We start from the raw sequence: 20498 nt of genomic DNA, 5'->3' as shown, positions 1-20498 counted from the left end.
GGACCGCCATGAAACGCATTGATTGCCTCGTGCTGCCGGCTTGCGTGTTGCTGGCCGCCTGCGCGCCATTGCCTCCGGCCGATAATGCCGCGTTGACAAAGCAGGTCACGGCAACGGAGCGCGCTTTTGCGCAGACGATGGCCCGGCGCGACTTCGCCGCGTTCCAGACGTTCCTGTCGGAGGAGGCCGTGTTCGACGGCGGCCGCGAACCGCTGCGCGGCAAGGCGGCGGTGGCGGCGGCATGGAAGGCTTACTTCGAGGGCGCGCAGGCGCCGTTCTCGTGGGAGCCCGACCGGGTGGCGGTGCTGGCCTCCGGCACGCTGGCCCAGTCGGGCGGTCCGGTGCGGGACCCACAAGGCAAGGTGATGGCACGCTTCAATTCGATCTGGCGGCAGGAGGCGCCGGGACAGTGGCGCGTGGTGTTCGACAAGGGCGAGCCGGTGTGCGATTGCAAGGCGGAGAAACCATAGGGGCAGGCACCGACCGGCGAGTCCCCGGTGTTGACTCGGCCGCCGGTGAAATCGGTCAGCAAGCCTCGGCGTGCTCCACCATCAACTGCACGCGGGTGGTGCCGTTGTACTCGTTGGCATCGAGCCGGAACGCGACGCGGGCGCGGTCGCCCAGCGCGTCAGTGCGGCCGAACCAGATGGCGTCGTAGCGGGTGCCGTTCTTCTCCAGCAGCAGCTTCAGGTGGCGCTCCTTCAGGATGCGCTGGCTGACGACACGGAACTCGTCGCAGAACACGGGCGGCGCGAAGCCCTGGCCCCACACGATGCCGTCGATCAGCTCGATGAACTGGGTCGAGTAGTACGCGTCCTCCAGCGGGCCGTCCGTCTCGATCACCCGCTCCAGCTGGGTCGCGCTGAGCCAGGAACGGCCCACCGTCTCGAACGCGTCGGCAAACGCGTCGAACGCCTCGGCGCGGATCGACAGGCCGGCCGCCATCGCGTGGCCGCCGAACTTGTCGATCAGGCTGGGCGCCTTCTTCGACACCAGGTCCAGCGCGTCGCGCAGGTGGAAGCCGGCGATCGAACGCCCGGAGCCCTTGATCCAGCCGTCGCCGGCCGGGGCGAACGTGATGGTGGGGCGGTAGAACTTCTCCTTCAGCCGCGAAGCGACGATGCCGATGACGCCCTGGTGCCAGGTGTCGTCGAACACGGCAATCGTCGTGCTGTCGGCCGGCTCGAACGCATCCAGGTGCAGCAGCGCCGCGTCCTGCATTTCGGCCTCGATCTCGCGCCGCTTGATGTTGATCTCGTTGAGCTGTTGCGCCAGCGCCCAGGCGCGCTCCTCGTCATCCGTGACCAGGCATTCGATCCCCAGCGACATGTCCTGCAGGCGGCCGGCCGCGTTCAGGCGCGGACCCAGCGCGAAGCCCAGGTCGAATGGCGTGGCGCTGCGCGCCTGCCGCCCCGCCACGCGGAACAGCGCGGCCACGCCGGCGTGCATGCGGCCCGCGCGCATCCGCTTCAGGCCCTGTGCGACGAGGATGCGGTTGTTGGCGTCCAACTTGACGACGTCCGCCACCGTGCCCAGTGCCACCAGGTCCAGCAGGTTGTCCAGCTTGGGCTGCGTGGCGAGGCCGAACACGCCGCGCCGGCGCAGCTCCGCGCGCAGCGCCAGCAGCACGTAGAACACCACGCCCACGCCGGCCAGGTTCTTCGACGGGAAGCCGCATTCGGGCTGGTTCGGGTTGACGATGACGCGCGCGTCCGGCAGGCGCTCGCCCGGCAGGTGGTGGTCGGTGACGACGACCTCGATGCCGCGCCGGCTCGCTTCCGCGACGCCCTCGATGCTGGCGATGCCGTTGTCGACGGTGATGATGATGTCCGGATTCTTCTCGCGCGCGGTCAGCTCGACGATTTCCGGCGTCAGGCCGTAGCCGTATTCGAACCGGTTCGGCACGATGAAGTCGACGTTCGCCCCCATCGCGCGCAGGCCGCGCAGCGCGGTGGCGCAGGCCGTCGCGCCGTCGCAGTCGTAGTCGGCCACGATCGTCATGCGCTTGTTTGCCGCGATGGCATCGGCCAGGAACACGGCGGCGCGGTCGATGTGCAGCAGGCCGGACGGCAGGATCAGCGCGCCCAGTTCGGACGACAGCTCCTTCGGGTCGGTCAGCCCGCGCGCGGCGAACAGGCGCGCCAGCACGGGGTGGATGCCGCCCTGGCGCAGCATCTCCGCTTCGCGGAACGGGCAGGGACGGGTGGTGATGCGGGTCATGGCGAATCCTGGTGGGGCTTGCATTGGTACGTTAGGTTGCGGCGAGGCGACGAGGCGGCTCAGGTCAGCAGGTTGTTCAGGTTGACGGCGCGCCAGAAGCGGTACTGCGCCAGTTTGCTCGTCTGCGTCGTCAGCCAGCCGTCGCGGTGCGTCAGCACCAGCGTCACTTCGCCGACCGTGCCGGCGCGCTGCGCGGCCAGCAGCGGCGCGAACCAGTCCTGCTCGAGGCGGGCCATCGCGTCCAGCCACGGTGCCCAGTCTTCCGCCAGGCCGGCCGCCAGCGCTTCGCCCAGCACGACGACGTCGCCGGCGCGCAGTTGCGCGGGCGTGGCGGCACGGCGTTCCGGCGCCGCCAGGCGCGCCAGCCAGTCCGGTACCGCCGCCGTGGCCAGCGAGGCCGGCGCGGGCCGCCGGGCGGCGTCCGCGCCACCCCACAGCCAGAACGAATTAATCGGTGCCTGCCCGCGGGCCTGCCGCGCGGCGTTGAGCGGATGGGCGAACCACAGCATCTGCACCTCGTTCTGCAGGCGGCGGAAGGCCCGGGCAGCGTCGCCGCGCGGCATCCAGGCATGCAGGTTGTCGCCGCTGGCCGCGTCCGGCGAGGCCGTGTCCAGGCCCGCCCACGCGTCCGCGCGCAGGAACCACGTGTGGGGGTCCGCATAGACCAGCTCATGGCCATCGTCCGTGAACAGGGGCAGCACGGACTCGAACAGCGTGCGGGCTTCCGCCTCGGATAGTTGCAACTGGCGCGGATCCGACATCTGCAGGTGGCTGCCCACGTGGATCGCCACCGGATGGACGAGGAACCAGTGGCCGGCCGTGGGCGCCATGCCGTGGCCCGCCATCACGGCCGCCGCCACGGGCGCGCCCGCATCCGCGCCGGCCGGCGCCCCGGCCAGGCCCAGTGCGTGGGCCGCCCAGGCCTCGTGCGGCAGCACGCGGCTGTCCGCTTCGAATGGATGGAATGACTGCGCCGCATGGCGCGACAGCAGCGCGGCCAGCGCGGGCGCCTGCATGGCGCGGACCAGGTCGGGCGCCATCGGCGCGGGTGGCAAGGCGAACGGAACGATGAGGGTGGTGGCAGGCATCCCGCCATTGTACGTTTTTTCATGCCCATGCCTCAACCGGCGCCCTGGCGCCGCCTTCTGTTGGGCGGGTCACGGATGAATGGTGTTTCCCAGCATGAAATGCTGTTTATATGGCAAACTGCGCACTTTCGCGATCGAAACACGTCCGCCCCATGAGCTTTTTCAGTAATCCGCCGTTCGAGTGGCTGGTCGGCCTGCGCTATACGCGCGCCGGCAAGCGCAGCGGCCGCAACAGCTTCATCTCCTTCATTTCCGCCATCTCGATGGCCGGCATCGGCCTGGGCGTGGCCGCCCTGATCATCGTGCTGTCCGTCTACAACGGCTTCCAGAAGGAGGTCACGGCGCGCATGCTGTCGGTGCTGGGCCACGTGGAGATCTACCAGATGGGCGGGCCGATGACGGACTGGCGCGCGACCGCCCGCGCGGCGATGCAGAATCCCGAGGTGCGGGGCGCCGCGCCGTTCGTCGAGACGCAGGCGCTGCTGGCGCACGGCGGCGACGTGCTGCGTCCCGCCGTCATCCGCGGCATCCTGCCGGACGAGGAACCGAAGGTATCAGGCGTGGTGCGCCAGGTCCGCGCGGGCAGCTTCGCCGAGCTGAAGCCGGGCGCGTTCAATATCGTGCTGGGAATCGAGCTGGCCAAGGCGCTGGAAGTCAAGGTGGGCGGCAAGGTGGCGATGGCGCTGGCCGAGGGCGGCCTGTCGGGCAGCGCGCCCGGCATGCGCACCTTCACGGTCGTGGGCATCTTCGAGGCGGGCCACAACGAATTCGACTCGGCGCTGGCCTACGTCCACCTGGAGGACGGCCAGCAGCTGTTGAAGCTGGCCGGCCCGTTCGGCCTGCGCCTGCGCGTGCAGGACATGCAGCAGGCACCGGAAGTGGCGCAGCAGCTCAAGGGCACGATGCCGGGCGAGCTGCTGATCCGCGACTGGTCCAAGCTGAACACGACCTGGTTCGCGGCCGTGCAGACGCAGAAGCACATGATGTTCGTGATCCTCACCCTGATCATCGCCGTGGCCGCGTTCAACCTCGTCGCCACCCTCGTCATGACGGTCACCGACAAGCAGGCCGATATCGCCATCCTGCGCACCCTCGGCGCCTCGCCGCGCTCGATCATGAAGGTGTTCATGATCCAGGGCGCGCTGGTCGGCGTGCTGGGCACCGTGCTGGGCGTGGCGGGCGGCGTGGCCATCGCGCTGAACGTGGACGTCATCGTGCCCGCCATCGAGACGGTGCTGGGCGTGAAGTTCCTGGCCAAGGACATCTACTTCATCAGCGCCGTGCCGTCCGACCTGCGCTGGGGCGACGTGGCCGCGATCGGCGCCACCGCCGTCGGCCTGGCGCTGCTGGCCACGATCTACCCCAGCTGGTGGGCCGCGCGCGTCAAGCCGGCCGACGCGCTGCGCTACGAATAACCATCAGAATACCGAGGACCGATCCATGTTGAAGAATCTGCCGTTCGAGTGGCTGGTGGGCCTGCGCTACACGCGGGCCGGCAAGCGCAGCGGCCGCAACAGCTTTATCTCGTTCATCTCGCTGATCTCCACGGCCGGCATCGCGCTGGGCGTGGCGGCGCTGATCATCGTGCTGTCCGTGATGAACGGCTTCCAGAAGGACGTCACCGGACGCATGCTGTCGGTGCTGGCGCACGTCGAGGTGTTCGATGCGCGCGCCGGCATGCCGGACTGGCAGGAGCAGGCCAAGGTCGCGTTGCGCCATCCCGAGGTGCGCGGCGCCGCGCCGTTCTCGGAGACGCAGGCCGGCTTGATGCATGGCGGCGAGGCGCTGCGCCCGGCCATCGTGCGCGGCGTGCTGCCGGAGCAGGAGTCGCAGGTGTCGGACGTGGCCGGCCACGTCAAGGCCGGCAGCTTCGCCGCGCTGCAGCCCGGCGAGTTCAACATCGTGCTGGGCGTCGACCTGGCCCGCGCGCTGGGCGCCAGCGTTGGCGAGAAGGTGACGATGGTGCTGCCGCAGGGGACCGTGACGCCGGCCGGCCTGGTGCCGCGCATGCGCTCGTTTACCGTCGTCGGCATCTTCTCGGCGCAGCACCAGGAATTTGACGCGGGCATGGCCTTCGTGCACCTGCAGGAAGCCCAGCGCATGCTGCGCATGCAGGCCCCGTCCGGACTGCGCCTGCGCCTGGCCGACATGCACCGCGCGCCACAGGTCGCGGAAGAACTGAAGAAACTGATGCCGGCGCACGTCACGGTGCGCGACTGGTCCAAGCTGAACGCCAACTGGTTTGCCGCCGTGCAGACGGAAAAGCGCATGATGTTCATCATCCTGACCCTGATCGTGGCGGTGGCCGCGTTCAACCTCGTCTCCACGCTCGTGATGACGGTGACGGACAAGCAGGCCGACATCGCCATCCTGCGCACGTTGGGCGCGTCGCCCCGCTCGATCATGCAGATCTTCGTCATCCAGGGCGCGCTGGTGGGCCTGCTGGGCACCGTGCTGGGCGTCTCGGGTGGCGTGCTGGTGGCGCTCAACATCGACGTCATCGTGCCGTTCATCGAGCAGCTGTTCGGCGTGCAGTTCCTGTCCAAGGACATCTATTACATCAATACCGTGCCGTCCGACATGCGCTGGCCGGACGTGACGACCATCGGCACCGTCTCCGTGCTGCTGGCGTTTGCCGCCACCTTGTACCCCAGCTGGTGGGCCGCGCGCGTCAAGCCGGCCGAGGCCCTGCGCTACGAATGACTTACACTTATGACCACCATGAACATGAACACTGACGCGGTCCTGTCCTGCCGCAACCTGGGCAAGACCTTCACGCAGGGCAGCTACCGGGTCGACGTCCTGCGCGCCATCGACTTCGCCGTGCACCGGGGCGAGCGCGTCGCCATCGTCGGCGCCTCCGGTTCCGGCAAGTCGACCTTGCTGCACCTGCTGGGCGGGCTCGACACGCCCAGCACCGGCAACGTCACGTTGCGCGGCAAGGATTTCGCCACCTTGTCGGAGACGGCGCGGGGCGACCTGCGCAACGAGGCGCTGGGCTTCGTCTACCAGTTCCACCACCTGCTGCCGGAGTTCTCCGCGCTGGACAACGTGGCGATGCCGCTGATGATCCGGCGCATGCCGCGCGCGGCGGCGCAGGAGCAGGCGCGCCAGATGCTGGAGCGCGTCAACCTGGGCAAGCGGGTGACGCACGTGCCGGGCGAGCTGTCCGGCGGTGAACGCCAGCGGGTCGCGCTGGCGCGCGCACTGGTGACGCAGCCGGCCTGCGTGCTGGCCGACGAGCCCACCGGCAACCTGGACCACTCCACGGCGGAGCAGATCTTCGACCTGATGCTGGAGCTGTCGCGCAACCTGGGCACGGCGTTCGTCATCGTCACGCACGATGCCGAACTGGCGCGGCGCTGCGACCGCATGCTGCGCATGACGGACGAAGGCCTGCGGCCGGCATAGACAGGAAACGGGGGCGCATCATGTGGATCGACACGCACTGCCACCTGGACGCCCGCGAGTTCGGCGGCGCACCGCTGCGCGTGGCGGCCGATGCGGCGGCGCGGGGCGTGTCGATGATCGTCATTCCCGCCGTGGCGGTGGACAATTTCGATGCTGTCGCCCGCCTGGGGGGCGAGGCGCCGAACGCCTGCTACGCGCTGGGTATCCACCCGATCTGCGTACCGCAGGCCGGCGAAGGCGACCTGGCCACGATGCGCGCGCGGGTGGCGGCGGCGATGGCCGATCCGAACTTCGTCGCCATCGGCGAAGTGGGACTGGACTTCTTCCTGCCGCACCTGGCCGAGCCGGCGATGCGCGAGAAACAGGTGTATTTCTTCCGTGAGCAGTTGAAGATCGCGCGCGAGTTCGGCCTGCCGATCCTCACGCACGTGCGCAAGTCGCAGGACCAGGTGCTCAAGCACGTGCGCCAGATTCCTCCCGCCGGCGGCATCGCCCATGCATTCAACGGCAGCTTCCAGCAGGCGCAGGGCTATATCGACGTGGGGTTCAAGCTGGGCTTCGGCGGCAACCTGACGTTTACGCGCGCGCTGCAGATCCGCCGGTTGGCGGCGCAGCTGCCGTTGGCCAGCATCGTGATGGAGACGGATGCGCCGGACATCGCGCCGCAGTGGCTGCACCCGGGCGTCAATGCGCCGGAGCAGATCCCCGCGATCGCCGCGGTGCTGGCCGAGTTGCGCGGGGTGGCGGTAGAGGAGGTGTGTGCCGCCACCACTGCCAATGCGCGGGCGGTGATGCCGCGGATGCCCGCTGGCGCTTGAGGTCCTGGGGTCTGTCGCCAACGGCGACTGACCCCGGAGTTCAAGTGCCCGGTCCGCCAGCAACTTCAGGGTCAGCCCCCTGCGGGGACAGACCCTATCCTAGCGCACGAACGCCGGGCGCTTCGGATCGAACGTCCACCCCGGGAAGAAGTATTGCATCGCCACCGCGTCGTTGCGCGCGCCCAGTCCCATGTTGCGGTACAGCTCGTGCGCCGCTTCCACCGCCGCCATGTCCAGCTCCACCCCCAGGCCCGGCGCGGTCGGCACGTCGACCTTGCCACCGACAATTTGCAGCGGATTGGTGGTCAGGTACTGGCCGTCCTGCCAGATCCAGTGCGTGTCGATCGCCGTGATGTGGCCCGGCGCGGCCGCCGCCACGTGGGTGAACATCGCCAGCGACACGTCGAAATGGTTGTTCGAATGCGAGCCCCACGTCAGGCCCCATTCCTTGCACAGCTGTGCCACCCGCACGGAGCCCTGCATCGTCCAGAAGTGCGGGTCGGCCAGCGGGATGTCGACCGACTGCAACTGGATCGCGTGGCCCAGTTCGCGCCAGTCGGTGGCGATCATGTTCGTGGCCGTCGGCAGGCCGGTGGCGCGACGAAATTCGGCCATCACTTCGCGGCCCGAGTAGCCGTTCTCGGCACCGCACGGGTCCTCCGCATAGGCCAGCACGTGATGCTGGTCGCGACACAGGCGGATCGCATCCTTCAGCAGCCAGCCGCCGTTCGGGTCCAGCGTCACGCGTGCTTCCGGGAAGCGTTCGGCCAGCGCCGTCACCGCCGCGATTTCCTCTTCGCCCCGCAGCACGCCGCCTTTCAGCTTGAAGTCCTTGAAGCCGTAGCGTGCATATGCCGCCTCGGCCAGCCGCACGACGGCTTCCGGCGTCATCGCCTGTTCGTGGCGCAGGCGCAGCCAGTCGTCCTGCGCTTCCGGGTCGGCATGGTAGGGCAGGTCGGTGGCCGTGCGGTCGCCCACGTAGAACAGGTAGCCCAGCATCTCCACCTGGTCGCGTTGCTGGCCGTCGCCCAGCAGCGCACACACGGGCACACCCAGGAACTTGCCAAGGACGTCCAGCAGCGCCGCTTCCAGCGCGGTCACGGCATGGATCGCCACGCGCAGGTCGAACGTCTGGTTGCCGCGCCCCGCCGCGTCGCGCTCGGCGAACGCGGCCCGTACCTTGTTCAGGATCGCATGGTGGTTGCCGATCGACTGGCCGACGACCAGCGTGCGCGCCTCCTCCAGCGTGGCGCGGATCGCTTCACCGCCCGGCACTTCGCCGGCACCCGTGTTGCCCGCACTGTCCGTCAGGATCACCAGGTTGCGGGTGAAGTAGGGGGCGTGCGCACCGGACAGGTTCAGCAGCATGCTGTCGCGGCCCGCGACGGGCACGACGCGCAGCCCGGTGATCGCGGGCGTGCCGTGGACGGATTGATTCATGGGGTCTCCTGATCGTTCTATGATAGAAAATGACGCATTATGCTCGTAGGCCGAGCGTTTCGGCCTTAATGGATGGTAGTACATCATCTGCGAGCGTGCAAGCCGATCAGATATATTTCCATTCTCGACGGCAAATATGGTTATAACCTATTGAAATGAAAGCATATTAGCGATATCTGTGCAATTTGCCTTTTCCCTGGAATCCTGCTTATACTGTGTCAAACGACGATGATAGAAAATGATGTGTCATCGCGAAGGGATCAGACCCGCGTGCCGCCAAGGCCAAGCGGGCGACCCGCCCCCATGCATCGACCAGGAGACGTTATGCAGACGCAGCAACTGAAAACACCGCTGGCAAAGCCCGAGCTGCCACCGGCCCGCGCCACCAACGTACGGTGGCGCATCCTTGCCATCCTCTTTATCGTTACGACGATCAATTACGCCGACCGCGCCACGATCTCGATTGCCGGGCCCGAGCTGAAGAAGCTGCTGAACCTGTCCGCGGTGGAGATGGGCTACGTGTTCTCCGCCTTCGGCTGGTCGTACGTACTGGCCCAGTTGCCAGGCGGCTGGCTGCTGGACCGGTTCGGCTCCAAGATCACGTACTTCTTCAGCATCTTCCTGTGGTCGCTGTTTACGCTGCTGATGGGCGGTGTCGGCTTCCTGACGGGCGGCGCGGCGGTGGCGGCGCTGTTCTGCCTGCGCCTCCTGGTGGGTGCGGCGGAGGCGCCTTCCTTCCCCGGCAACAGCCGCATCACGTCGGCCTGGTTCCCGACCAACGAGCGGGGCCGCGCGGCCGCCATCTTCAACTCGGCCCAGTATTTCGCCACCGTGTTGTTCGCACCGCTGATGGGCTGGCTGGTGCATAGCCATGGCTGGGAAAGCGTGTTCTACGTGATGGGCGCGCTGGGCATCGGCATGTCGCTGGTCTGGCTGAAGAGCGTGCACGGTCCGCGCCAGCACCCGCGCGTCAATGCGGCCGAGCTGGCGCTGCTGGAGCAGGGCGGGGCGCTCGTCGATCTGGAGAACGGCCAGCGCGGCACGGCCCGGATCGACACCTGGCCCATCATCCGCCAGTTGCTGGGCAGCCGCATGCTGCTGGGCGTGTACATCGGCCAGTACTGCATCACGACCCTGACGTACTTCTTCCTGACGTGGTTCCCCGTCTACCTGGTGCAGGAGCGCGGCATGACGATCCTGAAGGCGGGCTTCGTCGCGGCGCTGCCCGCCATCGCCGGCTTCCTGGGCGGGATCCTGGGCGGACTGATCTCGGATCGCATGCTGCAGCAGGGGGCCTCGCTGTCGGTGGCGCGCAAGACGCCGATCGTGGGCGGCATGCTGCTGGCGATGAGCATGATCGTCTGTAACTACGTGGAGCAGGACTGGATCGTCGTGGCCGTGATGTCGCTGGCGTTCTTCGGCAAGGGCGTCGGCGCGCTGGGCTGGGCCGTCGTGTCGGACACGTCGCCGAAGGAGGCGGGTGGTCTGAGCGGCGGCTTGTTCAACACGTTCGGCAATACGGCCGCCATCACGACGCCGATCGCCATCGGCTACATCCTCGACGCCACCGGCTCGTTTGCCGGCGCGCTGGTGTTCGTCGGCGCCAATGCCCTGGTGGCGATCCTGTGCTACCTGTTCGTCGTGGGCGACATCCGCCGCTTCGAATTCCGGTAGCCGTAAGGGGCCGCGGGTCGGGTAGAATCGGCGTTTCGCCCGACCGCAACGACCATGGATCCCCAGCTGCCCGACGAGCCCCACATCACCAGCGCGACGCTGAACGACGTCGCCCGCGTTGCGGGCGTATCGCCGATCACGGTGTCGCGCGCCCTGAACCAGCCGCACCTGGTGCGGCCCGGCACCTTGGCGAAGATCCAGGCGGCGGTGCGGGAAACAGGCTACGCCCGCAGCCGCCCGCCGGCGCCCGTCACGCCCGACCGCACCAAGCTGGTGGCATTGATCCTGCCGACCGTCGCGAACCCGATCTTTGCCGACATGGTGCAGGCGGCCAGCGACAAGCTGACCGAAGGCGGCTACCAGCTGATGCTGGGCCTTGCCGGCTACGAGCTGTGGCGCGAGGAGATCCTGGTCGAGACGGTCTTGAGTCGCCGGCCCGATGGCCTGATCGTCACGGGCACCCTGCATTCCGATAACACGCGGCGCCGGCTGGAGAGTGCCGGCATTCCCGTCGTCGAAACGTGGGACATGACGCCGTTCCCCATCGACATGCTGGTGGGGTTCTCGCACGAAGCGGTCGGCCACACGGTCGCCACGCGCATGGTGGAGAAGGGCTACCGCCGCATCGCCATCCTGACGGCCAGCGACCCGCGCGCCGCACGCCGCAATCTCGGCTTGCAGGCGGAATTGGCCCGGCGGGGACTGAACGTCGTCGCCACGGAGACGGTGCCCGTGCCAGCCAGCCTGAAGCTGGGCCGCGAGGGCTGCGCCCGACTGCTGGCGGCACATCCCGACGTCGAACTCGTCGTCTGCAGCTCGGACACGCTGGCACAAGGCGCCATGACGGAAGCGGCCAGCCGCGGCCTGCGCGTGCCGGAGCAACTGGCGGTGCTGGGCTTCGGTGACCTCAATTTCGCCGCCCACACGTTCCCGCCGATGTCGAGCGTAAAGGTGGACGGTGTCGCCATCGGGGCGCTGGCTGCGCAGGCGATCCTCGAAAGGCTGGGGGCGGCGGCGGGGGAGATGGAGAAGGTGACGGATACGGGGTTCCAGTTGATCGAGCGGGGGAGTACGTAACGTCGCCGCCGGGCGCCTTCAACACCGAAATCCTGGCCCGGTCGACGCGCATCTTTCTTCAAGCATCACCCTCTTCACACCGCGCAGTTGTAGGCGGGCCGGAACGGGCGGACCTGTCCACACCGACAGCCGACCTGACGCAGCGCAAGGCATGCCGTCGCCATCCCGGCCTATCGTGACACCTCGGCGCCAGGCGCCAACGACAGGAGTGGCGCATGCGCGGCACGATCTTGGGCTTTGTGGGTGGCTGTGGGCTGCTGCAGGTGCAGCCGGCGCTGCCCGGCGCCACGACGCTGGCATGCCTGGTGTTGGCGTGTTGCGCGGTCGCGCTGGCGCAGCGCTGGACGGTTGGGCATTGGCGCCTGATGCTGCAGGCGGCGGCTGGCGCATTGGCCGGCTTCTGCTGGGCCGCCCTCGTTGCCACCCGGACCCTGGCGCCTGGCCTGGCGGCGCAGGACGAAGGCCGCGACGTCCTCGTCGTCGGCACCATCGACAGCCTGCCCGCCGCGGGCGCGCACAGCACGCGCTTCCATTTCGCCGTCGAAATGGCCCTGGCACCGGCGCATATGGCCGTGCCGCCGCGCGTCGCACTGTCCTGGTACGGCGGCGAAAGCAGCCCGGCCGCGGCGGTTCGTCCCGGCGAGCGCTGGCAACTGAAAATACGGCTGCAGCGGCCGCACGGCAACGCCAACCCGGGCGGCTTCGATTACGAACTGTGGCTGCTGGAGCAGGGCGTCCGCGCGACGGGCTACGTGCGCAGCGAAGGACCGAACCGGCGCCTGGCGGCATTCGTGCCGACCGCGCACAACGTGATCGCGCGCACCCGCGACAAGCTGCGCCACCGCATCCTGGCGGCGCTGGCGGGCCGCCCGTACGCCGGCGTCATCGTCGCGCTGGTCGTCGGCGACCAGCGCGGCATCGCCCAGGCGGACTGGCAGGTCTTCACGCGTACGGGCATCGGCCACCTGATCTCCATCTCGGGGCTGCACATCACGATGATCGCGGGTTTGGCGGCCGGCGCAGCATCGTGGCTGTGGCGGCGCTCCTTCTTCATGACGGCACTGCAGCTGCCGTTGCGGCTGCCGGCGCAGCGGGTCGCGGCGCTGGCCGGCATGCTGGCGGCGCTGGGCTACGTGCTGCTGGCCGGCTTCGGCGTGCCGGCGCAGCGCACCTTGTACATGCTGGGTGTCGTGGCGCTGGCGTTGTGGACCGACCGCCTGCCCGGCGTGACGCACATCCTGGCGCTGGCGGCGGGTGTCGTCGTGCTGCTCGACCCGTGGGCCGTCATGTGGCCCGGCTTCTGGCTGTCGTTCGGCGCGGTCGCCCTGATCCTGTATGCGACGGCCGGCCGCACGGCCGTGCACAAGCAGGCGCCGCCCGCCGACGCGCCCGCCGGCCAGACCCGGCGCGGCCGGCCGCTGACCCGGCGCCAGCGCCTGCTGCGGACACTGCACGGCGCGGCGCTGACGCAGTACGCCGTCACGCTCGGCCTGGTGCCGCTGACGATGCTGCTGTTCGCGCAAGTGTCGCTCGTCAGCCCACTGGCCAACGCCATCGCGATCCCGGTCGTCAGCCTGCTCGTGACGCCGCTGGCACTCGCGGGCGGCGTGCTGCCCGAACCGTTCGCGACGCCGCTGTTGCTGGCGGCGCACTGGCTGGTCGAGCTGCTGGCGGCCTCGTTGCGGTGGCTCGGCGCCAGCCGCCTGGCCATCTGGACGGCTCCGGCGCCGCCCTGGTGGCTGTTCGCGCTGGCGCTGGCGGGCACTGGCTGGCTGCTGGCGCCGCGCGGCTGGCCCAATCGCTGGCTGGGCCTGGCCACCTGGGTGCCGCTGCTGGCCGCACCGGCGGATGCGCCGGCGCCGGGCACCGTGCGGCTTGTCGCGTTCGACGTAGGGCAGGGCATGGCGGTGCTGGTCGAGACGTCCGGCCACCGCCTGCTGTACGACACGGGACCGGCGTACGGGCCCGATGCCGACGCGGGCGGCCGCGTCATCGCGCCGTACCTGCGCTGGCGCGGCATCGACCGGCTGGACGGCGTTGTCGTCAGCCATGGCGACACGGACCACGTGGGCGGCGCGCAGTCCCTGCTGCAGGCGGTGCGCACGGGCTGGCTGCTGTCGTCCTTGCCCGGCGCGCATCCAGTAGCGCGGGCGTCGCCGCGTCACGTCCAATGCGCGGCCGGGCAGGGCTGGACCTGGGATGGCATCCGCTTCGATATCCTGCACCCGACGGCGGCCAGCCATGCCGATCCCTCCCTGAAATCGAACGCGCGCAGTTGCGTCCTGCGCATCGGCGCGCCGGGTGGAGCGGTGCTGCTGGCCGGCGACATCGAGGCGGACCAGGAAGCCGAACTGGTGACGCGCACCGGTGCGAGCCTGCGTGCCGACGTGCTGCTGGTGCCACATCACGGCAGCGGCACGTCGTCGACACCGGCCTTCCTCGCCGCCGTGCAGCCCCGTATCGCCGTGTTCCAGGTCGGCTATCGCAACCGCTACCGGCATCCCAAGGCGGCCGTGGTCGAGCGCTATCGGGTCCTGGACGTGGAACGCGTGCGCACCGACGAGGCGGGCGCCGTGACGGTACTGCTGGACCAGTCGGTCGCCGTCACGCGGCAGCGCACGGTCCAGCCGCGCTACTGGCACGGCCGTTGAACGCACCCATTAGAATCTCCCCACCAGACTTTCCTCCGAATTGCCCCTACAATCGCCTGCATGACAAAACCGACACTGCATTTTTCGCACGCCAACAGCTACCCGGCCGGCACCTATCGCCAGCTGTTTGCCCTGCTGTCCGAGGATTTCGACGTAGCGGCCCTCGACCGGCATGCCCACAATCCCGCCTATCCCGTGCGCGACGGCTGGGATACCCTCGTCGATGAGCTGGTCGACGAGCTGGTCGCCCGCTACCGGGGCGAGCCCGTCATCCTGGTCGGCCATTCGCTGGGCGGGATGCTCAGCCTGATGGCGGCCGCGCGCCGGCCCGAGCTGGCGCGTTGCGTTGTGATGCTCGATTCGCCCGTCGTGGCAGGCTGGCGGGCCGGCCTGTGGCGCGTGGCGAAGACGGTCGGGCTGGGCGAACGCTTGTCGCCCGCGCGGCTGTCCGTCAGGCGGCGCGACCGCTGGCCCAGCGTGGAGGATGCGCTGCGCCACTTCGCCAGCAAGGAACTGTTTGCCGCCTGGGCCCCTGGCGTCCTGCAGGACTATCTCGATGCGGGGCTGGAGCCGTGCGACGGGGGTGTGCGCCTGCGCTTCACGCGAGAGAACGAGACGGCCGTGTACCAGTCGCTGCCGCACCATATCGGCCGCCTGGTCGCGCGCGGCCTGCCGATACCGGCCGGCTACCTGGCGGGCCGTACGTCCGAGGAGAACCGCCTGGCGGGCCTGGATGCGACCCGCGCGCTGGTCGGTCCGCACTTTCGCACGATGCCGGGCGGGCACCTGTTCCCGATGGAGGCGCCGGCGCTGACGGCACAGGCGATCCGCGACATGATCGCCGAGCTGCTCCCGTCTAAAGTTGTCGAAACATCCGCGCCAATCGCGTAGAATCCCTGCCATCTTGCCTTCCGCCCGCGCGGAGGGCGTCCGGCAAACGAAACGTAAGCACAGCAGATAACAGCAGATGACGATTAAAAGCGATAAATGGATCCGCAAGATGGCGGAACAACACGGCATGATCGAGCCCTTCGAGCCGGCCCAGGTGCGCGCCGAGGCGGGCCGCAAGGTGATCTCGTACGGGACCTCGTCGTATGGCTACGATATCCGCTGCGCCGACGAGTTCAAGGTCTTCACCAACATCAACAGCACCATCGTCGACCCGAAGAACTTCGATTCCAATTCGTTCGTCGACATCAAGAGCGACGTCTGCATCATTCCGCCGAACTCGTTCGCGCTGGCGCGCACGATCGAGTACTTCCGCATCCCGCGCAACGTTCTGACGGTATGCCTGGGCAAGTCGACGTACGCCCGCTGCGGCATCATCGTCAACGTGACGCCGTTCGAACCGGAATGGGAAGGCTACGTGACGCTGGAGTTCTCCAACACCACGCCGCTGCCCGCCAAGATCTACGCCGGCGAAGGCTGCGCGCAGGTGCTGTTCTTCGAAAGCGACGAGGTGTGCGAAACGTCGTACAAGGACCGCAACGGCAAGTACCAGGGTCAGCACGGCGTCACCTTGCCGAAGGCCTGATCCTTCCTGTGCCTTCCCGTGCTGCCGCTCAGTCGAGCGGCAGCACGATCTCCACGCACAGGCCGCCGCCCTCGCGGTTGCTGGCCGCGATGGTGCCACCGTGGTGCTGCACCACCTGCTGCGCGATCGCCAGGCCCAGGCCGTGGCCTTCGACGTCCTTTTCCGTGGCGCTGCTGCGGAAAAACGGCTGGAAGATCGTCGCCAGGTCGCCAGCCGCCACGCCCGGTCCCCGGTCCAGTACCTGCACGTGCAGGCGCGGCCCGGCCGACCGCGCGGCCACGGTCACCGTCGCACCCACGGGGCTGTGCTTGATGGCGTTGCGCACCACGTTCTCGATGGCGCGCGCCAGCAAATCCGGCTCGCCCAGCAGCGTTACCTCCGCTTCGCCTTCCTGCACCACGCTGCGCCCCTGCGCGGCCGCTTCGAACTGCGCATCCGCCACGATCTGGTAGAGCAGTTCGGCCACGTCGATTTCCTGGCGGCTTGCGGCCAGCGCGCCCGCTTCGAGGCGCGACAACGTCAGCAGCTCGCCCACCAGCCGGTCCATGCGCACGCTCTCCCGTTCGATCCGCTCCAGCGACGCCAGCATGCGTTCCGGCTTCTGGTGCGCCAGGCCGATGGCGGCCTGCAACCGCGCCAGCGGCGAACGCAGCTCGTGCGAGACGTCATGCAGGAGGCGGGTCTGCCCGTCCATCAGGCCGCGCAGGCGTGCCGTCATGCGGTCGAAGTCCCGTCCCAGGTCGCTCAACTCGTCCCCGCCCCGGCCCGCGTGGGCAAAGCGGGGTGCCAGGTCGCCATGCGACGCCGCTTCGAACGCCTGGCGCAGCGAGCGGATGGGTCGCGCGAAGTACCACGCCAGCAGTGCCGCGAACAATAGGCTGGCCAGCAGCGCGGCGGCCAGCGGCACGAACGGCGTCAGGGGACGGAAGCGCGGGCCATGGGGACCTCCCGGACCGCCGGGACCGCGCGCGTCGGGCGGCCTGCCGGGAGAGCCGGCCTGCGCGCCTGCTTCCATTCCGGGCGGCGGTCGCGGCGCGACGCCCGCCAGGCCGCCCAGGCCGCTGCCGGCCAGCAGCGGCCGCGTGTCGGCCGCATCGAGCCCGCCCTGGCGCTGGCGCGCGGGCAGGAACAGCACGTACTGGTGGCCGTCCGGCAGCGTTACCTTGCGTACCACGCGGGTATCGCCCTTGGCCAGCAGCGCGCGCGCCTCGGCCAGCATGGCGGGATCGACGATGCGGCCCAGCAGCTCCTTGCCGGCGGCATCGACGGCGAAGACGCGGTGCCGTCCCATATTGTCCAGCAGCCGGGCCAGGGCGACAGGGCCGCCCGCGTCCAGCGTGGCGGCCGCCGCCTCGATCGCGATCTCGGCCGGCGGGCCCCGGTCGATGTCGAGCCGGCGCTCCTGCGCGCTGGCGCGGTTCTTCAGCCACACCGCGCCGCCGATGCCCACGGTGGCGGCGATCTGCGCCAGGAGGATCGACAGGAAGAACTTCCAGAACAGGCGGCCCATGCGCTGTCGCCCCCTAGTCGCGGATCAGCTGGTAGCCCATCCGGTACACCGTCTGCAGGCAGGAGCGGCCGTCGGCCAGGGTGCCCAGCTTGTGGCGCAGGCTGGACAGGTGCACGTCGATATTGCGGTCGAAGCGGGCCAGCGGCCGGCCCAGGCCCTGCTCGGACAGCGTGTTCTTGCTGACCGGCTTGCCGGCATTGCGCGCCAGGACTTCCAGCAGGTTGAATTCCGTGCTGGTCAGCTCCAGCGTGGTACCGGCCCACGTGGCGCGGCGCTGCTCCGGCCACATCGTCAATTGGCCAACGACGAGCGGCGCGGATGCCAGCTGGTCCATCGGCGAACCTTGGGTGCGGCGCAGGATGGCACGGATGCGCGCCGTCAGTTCGCGCGGCGTGCAGGGCTTGGTCACGTAGTCGTCCGCGCCCAGTTCCAGGCCGACGATGCGGTCGGTGTCGTCGCCGCGGCCCGTCAGCATCAGGATCGGCATGCGGCTGGCCGCGCGGATGCGGCGCAGCGTCTCCAGTCCGTTCATGCGGGGCATCATCACGTCCAGGATCGCGATCGCGTACTGGCCCGTCAGCGCGCAGGCGGTGCCCGCCTCGCCGTCGTGGACCGTCTTGACCTCGAAACCTTCCTGCTCCAGGTATTCCTGGAACATGCCGACCAGTTCGACATCGTCGTCGATCAGCAAAACCTTGCTCGTTACAGCGTTCATCGCAACTTCTGGGTGGGTGTCATCGCGAACCATGATAACGCAGCGGCGTGCCCGGCCCGGCGGTTTTACCCGGTTTTACAAGCCGCTAACCGCGCTTTACAGGCCCGCTGCCGACAATGACGCCTCCCGAGTAACTACCTGGAGTGCCCGATGAACCATATGAACAAGATGCTGCTTTCCCTGTTGGCTGCCGTTACCCTGATGCTGCCTGGCGCGAGCCATGCCGCCGTGGATGGCGACGATGGCGGTCCCGCGCCGCGCCGTCACGCAGGCCCGCCGGGGCATCAAGGCCTGCACGAGGGCCAGGACCTGGACGGACCGCGCGGGTTGCGCGGCATGCCCGGCACCGGCGCCTTGCCGTTCCTGCGCGGCCCGGACCTGAGCGAGGCACAGCAGGACAGGATCTTCGCGCTCGTCCATGGCCAGGCGCCTTACCTGCGCGAGCAGCACAAGGCGCACGAGAAGGCCGAACGCGCGTTGTTCGAGCTGCACGGCGCGGCGAAGTACGACGACGCGGCCGCCGTCAAGCTGGCGCAGGCCGCCGCCCAGGCCATGGCCAACATCACGCTGCAGCACTTGCGCACGGAGCAGAAGGTACTGGCCGTGCTGACGGCCGAACAGCGCAAGCAGGTGGAGGAGGCCAAGCTGCGTCCGGACCGCCTGGCGCGTCCCTGATCCGGAGGGCAGAGCACCATGGAATACCACGATCACGGCCTGGAACACGACCTGCAGGCCATGCTGGACACGGCCGCGGGCCGGCGCCGGTCGCTGCGCTGGCTGTTCGCGGGCGCCGCCGCGCTGCCGCTGCTGGGCTGCGGCGGCAGCGCGGACACGGACAGCTCGACCGCAACGACCGGCACCGACTCCACGAGCACCACCGCGCCAGCCACCACGACGCCCTCGACGACCACGACCACCGGCAGCTGTGCCGTCATCCCCGAGGAAACCGGCGGCCCGTACCCGGCCGACGGCACCAACAGCAACAGCGGCGGTGTCGTCAACGTGCTGACGCAGGGCGGCGTCGTGCGCAGCGACATCCGCGCCAGCTTCGGCGCGGCCAGCGGTACCGCGGCGGGTGTGCCGCTGACCGTCAAGCTGCGCATCGTCAACGCCAACAACGCCTGCGCGGCGGCCGGCAATTTTGCCGTCTACCTGTGGCACTGCGACCGCGACGGCAACTACTCTCTCTATTCGGCCGGCGTGACGAACCAGAACTACCTGCGCGGCGTGCAGGAGGCCGATGCCAACGGCGACATCGCGTTTACGACGATCTTCCCCGGCTGTTATGCGGGGCGCATGCCGCACATCCACTTCGAGGTCTACCCGACCTTGGCCAAGGCGGCCAGCGCCGCCAACCGCATCAAGACGTCCCAGTTCACCTTCCCGCTGGCGACCTGCAACGAGGTCTACGCGACAAGCGGCTACAGCGCCAGCGTACGCAACCTCGCGCAGATGAGCTTTGCGACCGATAACGTGTTCAGCGACGGCTACGCGCTGCAGCTGGCCACCCTGAGCGGCAATCCCACCGACGGCTATGTCGCCACGTTGACGGTCGCCATCGTCGCCTGACCCGGCAGTACCCACCGGGCGAAAGTCGTTTCGCCTGTTTTCGCCCGGCCGCCGTGCCGGGCGAAGTCCTTTTCGCCGCGCGCCGGCACCCACCCCGCACGTCCCTGCGTCAACGGCCTTGGCACGCCGCTTGCACTACTCCCCGCATGGCACCGCATTTCGCGGCGCCGCCCGGAGGAAAGCGTCATGGACCGTCGCCTGATCGATTACAAGCCCGAGATGGAATTTGGCGCCAGCCCGGCCGCGCCAGGAAAGGCCGACGAGGCCCTGCGCGACGAGTACGACGAAATGTCGTTCGCCGCGCAACTGCTGGAAGCGCAGACGCCGGCGGCGCTCGATGCGGTGCTGCACGACCTGGTGGCGCGCGGCGGGCTCGGTGGCCCCGTGGCCCGCCCGGTCGCGGACCTGCTGCGGCGCGCGGCGCACCAGGTGTTCCCGCTCAACGCGACCCGCGCCCCGGCCGACCTGAAACGCAAGGCGGCGGCCATCTTCGGCCTCGAGGTGGAAGGCCTCAGCCCCGAAGACAAGGAATTCGAGGTGGCCCGGCGCTTCGTCCGGCTGGCGGGCGACACCGTCGACCAGGCGCAGGCGCGCACCGGGCAACCGCCGCGGCGCGCCGTCGAACTGGCGCTGCTGCACGCGGCGCGGCGCCATGCGCCCGGCCTGTTGCGCCGGCAGCGCCAGGCCGCCCGGCTGGGCCCGTGGAATTGATCGAAGAACGAACGCGGGCGGCCTTCCGGCGGTCCGCACAGTGAGTGGTATCCGCAGTTTTCAACGCAGTGTCAACCGAA

General features: G+C 69.1%; 18 protein-coding genes. 13 read left to right on the top strand and 5 right to left on the bottom strand.

Annotated features, from left to right (window positions below):
• The first annotated feature begins 8 nt into the window (after positions 1-8).
• Positions 9-470 (top strand): YybH family protein, encoded by a 462-nt coding sequence (locus PX653_RS08160; RefSeq protein ID WP_277417394.1) that lies wholly within the window; start codon positions 9-11, stop codon positions 468-470.
• Between the two features lie 55 nt (positions 471-525).
• On the opposite strand, the gene recJ is transcribed toward PX653_RS08160, so the two are convergent.
• Together recJ and PX653_RS08150 are read right to left on the bottom strand one after the other, a co-directional pair.
• On the bottom strand, positions 526-2220 hold the full coding sequence (gene recJ / locus PX653_RS08155; RefSeq protein ID WP_277417393.1) for a single-stranded-DNA-specific exonuclease RecJ: 1695 nt from the start codon (positions 2218-2220) through the stop codon (positions 526-528).
• A gap of 59 nt (positions 2221-2279) precedes the next feature.
• Positions 2280-3308, bottom strand: coding sequence for a hypothetical protein (locus tag PX653_RS08150; protein WP_277417392.1), 1029 nt, complete (start codon positions 3306-3308; stop codon positions 2280-2282).
• A gap of 152 nt (positions 3309-3460) precedes the next feature.
• Between PX653_RS08150 and PX653_RS08145 the strand changes: the two genes are divergently transcribed.
• Genes PX653_RS08145 through PX653_RS08130 form a run of 4 tightly spaced genes read left to right on the top strand, consistent with a single transcriptional unit; the run spans position 3461 to position 7537 of the window.
• Positions 3461-4723 carry a lipoprotein-releasing ABC transporter permease subunit gene (locus PX653_RS08145; RefSeq protein ID WP_277417391.1) on the top strand — a complete coding sequence of 421 codons (1263 nt, stop codon included), beginning with the start codon at positions 3461-3463 and terminating at the stop codon, positions 4721-4723.
• A gap of 25 nt (positions 4724-4748) precedes the next feature.
• Positions 4749-6011: a lipoprotein-releasing ABC transporter permease subunit gene (locus PX653_RS08140; protein ID WP_277417390.1), complete on the top strand. Its 1263-nt coding sequence runs from the start codon at positions 4749-4751 to the stop codon at positions 6009-6011.
• Positions 6012-6035: 24 nt separating this feature from the next.
• Entirely contained in the window at positions 6036-6719 is a 684-nt protein-coding gene (lolD, locus tag PX653_RS08135) for a lipoprotein-releasing ABC transporter ATP-binding protein LolD (RefSeq protein ID WP_371876469.1), read from the top strand.
• Positions 6720-6739: 20 nt separating this feature from the next.
• The gene (locus PX653_RS08130; protein WP_277417388.1) at positions 6740-7537 is read left to right on the top strand and encodes a TatD family hydrolase; all 798 of its coding nucleotides are present in this window, start codon (positions 6740-6742) and stop codon (positions 7535-7537) included.
• A 99-nt stretch (positions 7538-7636) separates the two neighbouring features.
• On the opposite strand, the gene gudD is transcribed toward PX653_RS08130, so the two are convergent.
• Positions 7637-8977: a glucarate dehydratase gene (gudD, locus tag PX653_RS08125; RefSeq protein WP_277417387.1), complete on the bottom strand. Its 1341-nt coding sequence runs from the start codon at positions 8975-8977 to the stop codon at positions 7637-7639.
• Between the two features lie 324 nt (positions 8978-9301).
• On the opposite strand from gudD, the gene PX653_RS08120 reads away from it, so the two are divergent.
• The 5 genes from PX653_RS08120 (at position 9302) to dcd (ending at position 15913) form a co-directional block, all read left to right on the top strand.
• On the top strand, positions 9302-10651 hold the full coding sequence (locus PX653_RS08120; protein ID WP_277417386.1) for an MFS transporter: 1350 nt from the start codon (positions 9302-9304) through the stop codon (positions 10649-10651).
• Between the two features lie 54 nt (positions 10652-10705).
• Complete coding sequence (locus tag PX653_RS08115) at positions 10706-11728, top strand: LacI family DNA-binding transcriptional regulator (protein ID WP_277417385.1); 1023 nt, start codon at positions 10706-10708, stop codon at positions 11726-11728.
• A gap of 215 nt (positions 11729-11943) precedes the next feature.
• Positions 11944-14379 (top strand): DNA internalization-related competence protein ComEC/Rec2, encoded by a 2436-nt coding sequence (locus PX653_RS08110; protein WP_277417384.1) that lies wholly within the window; start codon positions 11944-11946, stop codon positions 14377-14379.
• Between the two features lie 60 nt (positions 14380-14439).
• Positions 14440-15270 carry an alpha/beta fold hydrolase gene (locus PX653_RS08105; RefSeq protein WP_277417383.1) on the top strand — a complete coding sequence of 277 codons (831 nt, stop codon included), beginning with the start codon at positions 14440-14442 and terminating at the stop codon, positions 15268-15270.
• A 76-nt stretch (positions 15271-15346) separates the two neighbouring features.
• On the top strand, positions 15347-15913 hold the full coding sequence (gene dcd / locus PX653_RS08100; RefSeq protein ID WP_277417382.1) for a dCTP deaminase: 567 nt from the start codon (positions 15347-15349) through the stop codon (positions 15911-15913).
• A gap of 28 nt (positions 15914-15941) precedes the next feature.
• On the opposite strand, the gene PX653_RS08095 is transcribed toward dcd, so the two are convergent.
• Together PX653_RS08095 and PX653_RS08090 are read right to left on the bottom strand one after the other, a co-directional pair.
• On the bottom strand, positions 15942-17423 hold the full coding sequence (locus PX653_RS08095; RefSeq protein ID WP_277417381.1) for a sensor histidine kinase: 1482 nt from the start codon (positions 17421-17423) through the stop codon (positions 15942-15944).
• 13 nt (positions 17424-17436) lie between these two features.
• Entirely contained in the window at positions 17437-18138 is a 702-nt protein-coding gene (locus tag PX653_RS08090) for a response regulator transcription factor (RefSeq protein WP_277417380.1), read from the bottom strand.
• Between the two features lie 150 nt (positions 18139-18288).
• Between PX653_RS08090 and PX653_RS08085 the strand changes: the two genes are divergently transcribed.
• From PX653_RS08085 to PX653_RS08075, 3 genes are all read left to right on the top strand, one after another.
• Positions 18289-18813: a Spy/CpxP family protein refolding chaperone gene (locus PX653_RS08085; protein ID WP_277417379.1), complete on the top strand. Its 525-nt coding sequence runs from the start codon at positions 18289-18291 to the stop codon at positions 18811-18813.
• An 18-nt stretch (positions 18814-18831) separates the two neighbouring features.
• Positions 18832-19707: a dioxygenase family protein gene (locus tag PX653_RS08080; protein WP_277417378.1), complete on the top strand. Its 876-nt coding sequence runs from the start codon at positions 18832-18834 to the stop codon at positions 19705-19707.
• 186 nt (positions 19708-19893) lie between these two features.
• Entirely contained in the window at positions 19894-20418 is a 525-nt protein-coding gene (locus tag PX653_RS08075; protein ID WP_277417377.1) for a hypothetical protein, read from the top strand.
• The last annotated feature ends 80 nt before the right edge of the window (positions 20419-20498 follow it).

The sequence above is a fragment of the Pseudoduganella chitinolytica genome, from assembly GCF_029028125.1.
Lineage (GTDB): Bacteria > Pseudomonadota > Gammaproteobacteria > Burkholderiales > Burkholderiaceae_D > Rugamonas > Rugamonas chitinolytica.
This window is presented reverse-complemented; position numbering and strand designations above follow the sequence as displayed.

Coding starts and splice junctions, on each gene's coding strand:
- PX653_RS08160 (WP_277417394.1), top strand. CDS start 9: ATGAAACGCATTGATTGCCTCGTGCTGCCGGCTTGCGTGTTGCTGGCC.
- recJ (WP_277417393.1), bottom strand. CDS start 2,220: ATGACCCGCATCACCACCCGTCCCTGCCCGTTCCGCGAAGCGGAGATG.
- PX653_RS08150 (WP_277417392.1), bottom strand. CDS start 3,308: ATGCCTGCCACCACCCTCATCGTTCCGTTCGCCTTGCCACCCGCGCCG.
- PX653_RS08145 (WP_277417391.1), top strand. CDS start 3,461: ATGAGCTTTTTCAGTAATCCGCCGTTCGAGTGGCTGGTCGGCCTGCGC.
- PX653_RS08140 (WP_277417390.1), top strand. CDS start 4,749: ATGTTGAAGAATCTGCCGTTCGAGTGGCTGGTGGGCCTGCGCTACACG.
- lolD (WP_371876469.1), top strand. CDS start 6,036: ATGAACACTGACGCGGTCCTGTCCTGCCGCAACCTGGGCAAGACCTTC.
- PX653_RS08130 (WP_277417388.1), top strand. CDS start 6,740: ATGTGGATCGACACGCACTGCCACCTGGACGCCCGCGAGTTCGGCGGC.
- gudD (WP_277417387.1), bottom strand. CDS start 8,977: ATGAATCAATCCGTCCACGGCACGCCCGCGATCACCGGGCTGCGCGTC.
- PX653_RS08120 (WP_277417386.1), top strand. CDS start 9,302: ATGCAGACGCAGCAACTGAAAACACCGCTGGCAAAGCCCGAGCTGCCA.
- PX653_RS08115 (WP_277417385.1), top strand. CDS start 10,706: ATGGATCCCCAGCTGCCCGACGAGCCCCACATCACCAGCGCGACGCTG.
- PX653_RS08110 (WP_277417384.1), top strand. CDS start 11,944: ATGCGCGGCACGATCTTGGGCTTTGTGGGTGGCTGTGGGCTGCTGCAG.
- PX653_RS08105 (WP_277417383.1), top strand. CDS start 14,440: ATGACAAAACCGACACTGCATTTTTCGCACGCCAACAGCTACCCGGCC.
- dcd (WP_277417382.1), top strand. CDS start 15,347: ATGACGATTAAAAGCGATAAATGGATCCGCAAGATGGCGGAACAACAC.
- PX653_RS08095 (WP_277417381.1), bottom strand. CDS start 17,423: ATGGGCCGCCTGTTCTGGAAGTTCTTCCTGTCGATCCTCCTGGCGCAG.
- PX653_RS08090 (WP_277417380.1), bottom strand. CDS start 18,138: ATGAACGCTGTAACGAGCAAGGTTTTGCTGATCGACGACGATGTCGAA.
- PX653_RS08085 (WP_277417379.1), top strand. CDS start 18,289: ATGAACCATATGAACAAGATGCTGCTTTCCCTGTTGGCTGCCGTTACC.
- PX653_RS08080 (WP_277417378.1), top strand. CDS start 18,832: ATGGAATACCACGATCACGGCCTGGAACACGACCTGCAGGCCATGCTG.
- PX653_RS08075 (WP_277417377.1), top strand. CDS start 19,894: ATGGACCGTCGCCTGATCGATTACAAGCCCGAGATGGAATTTGGCGCC.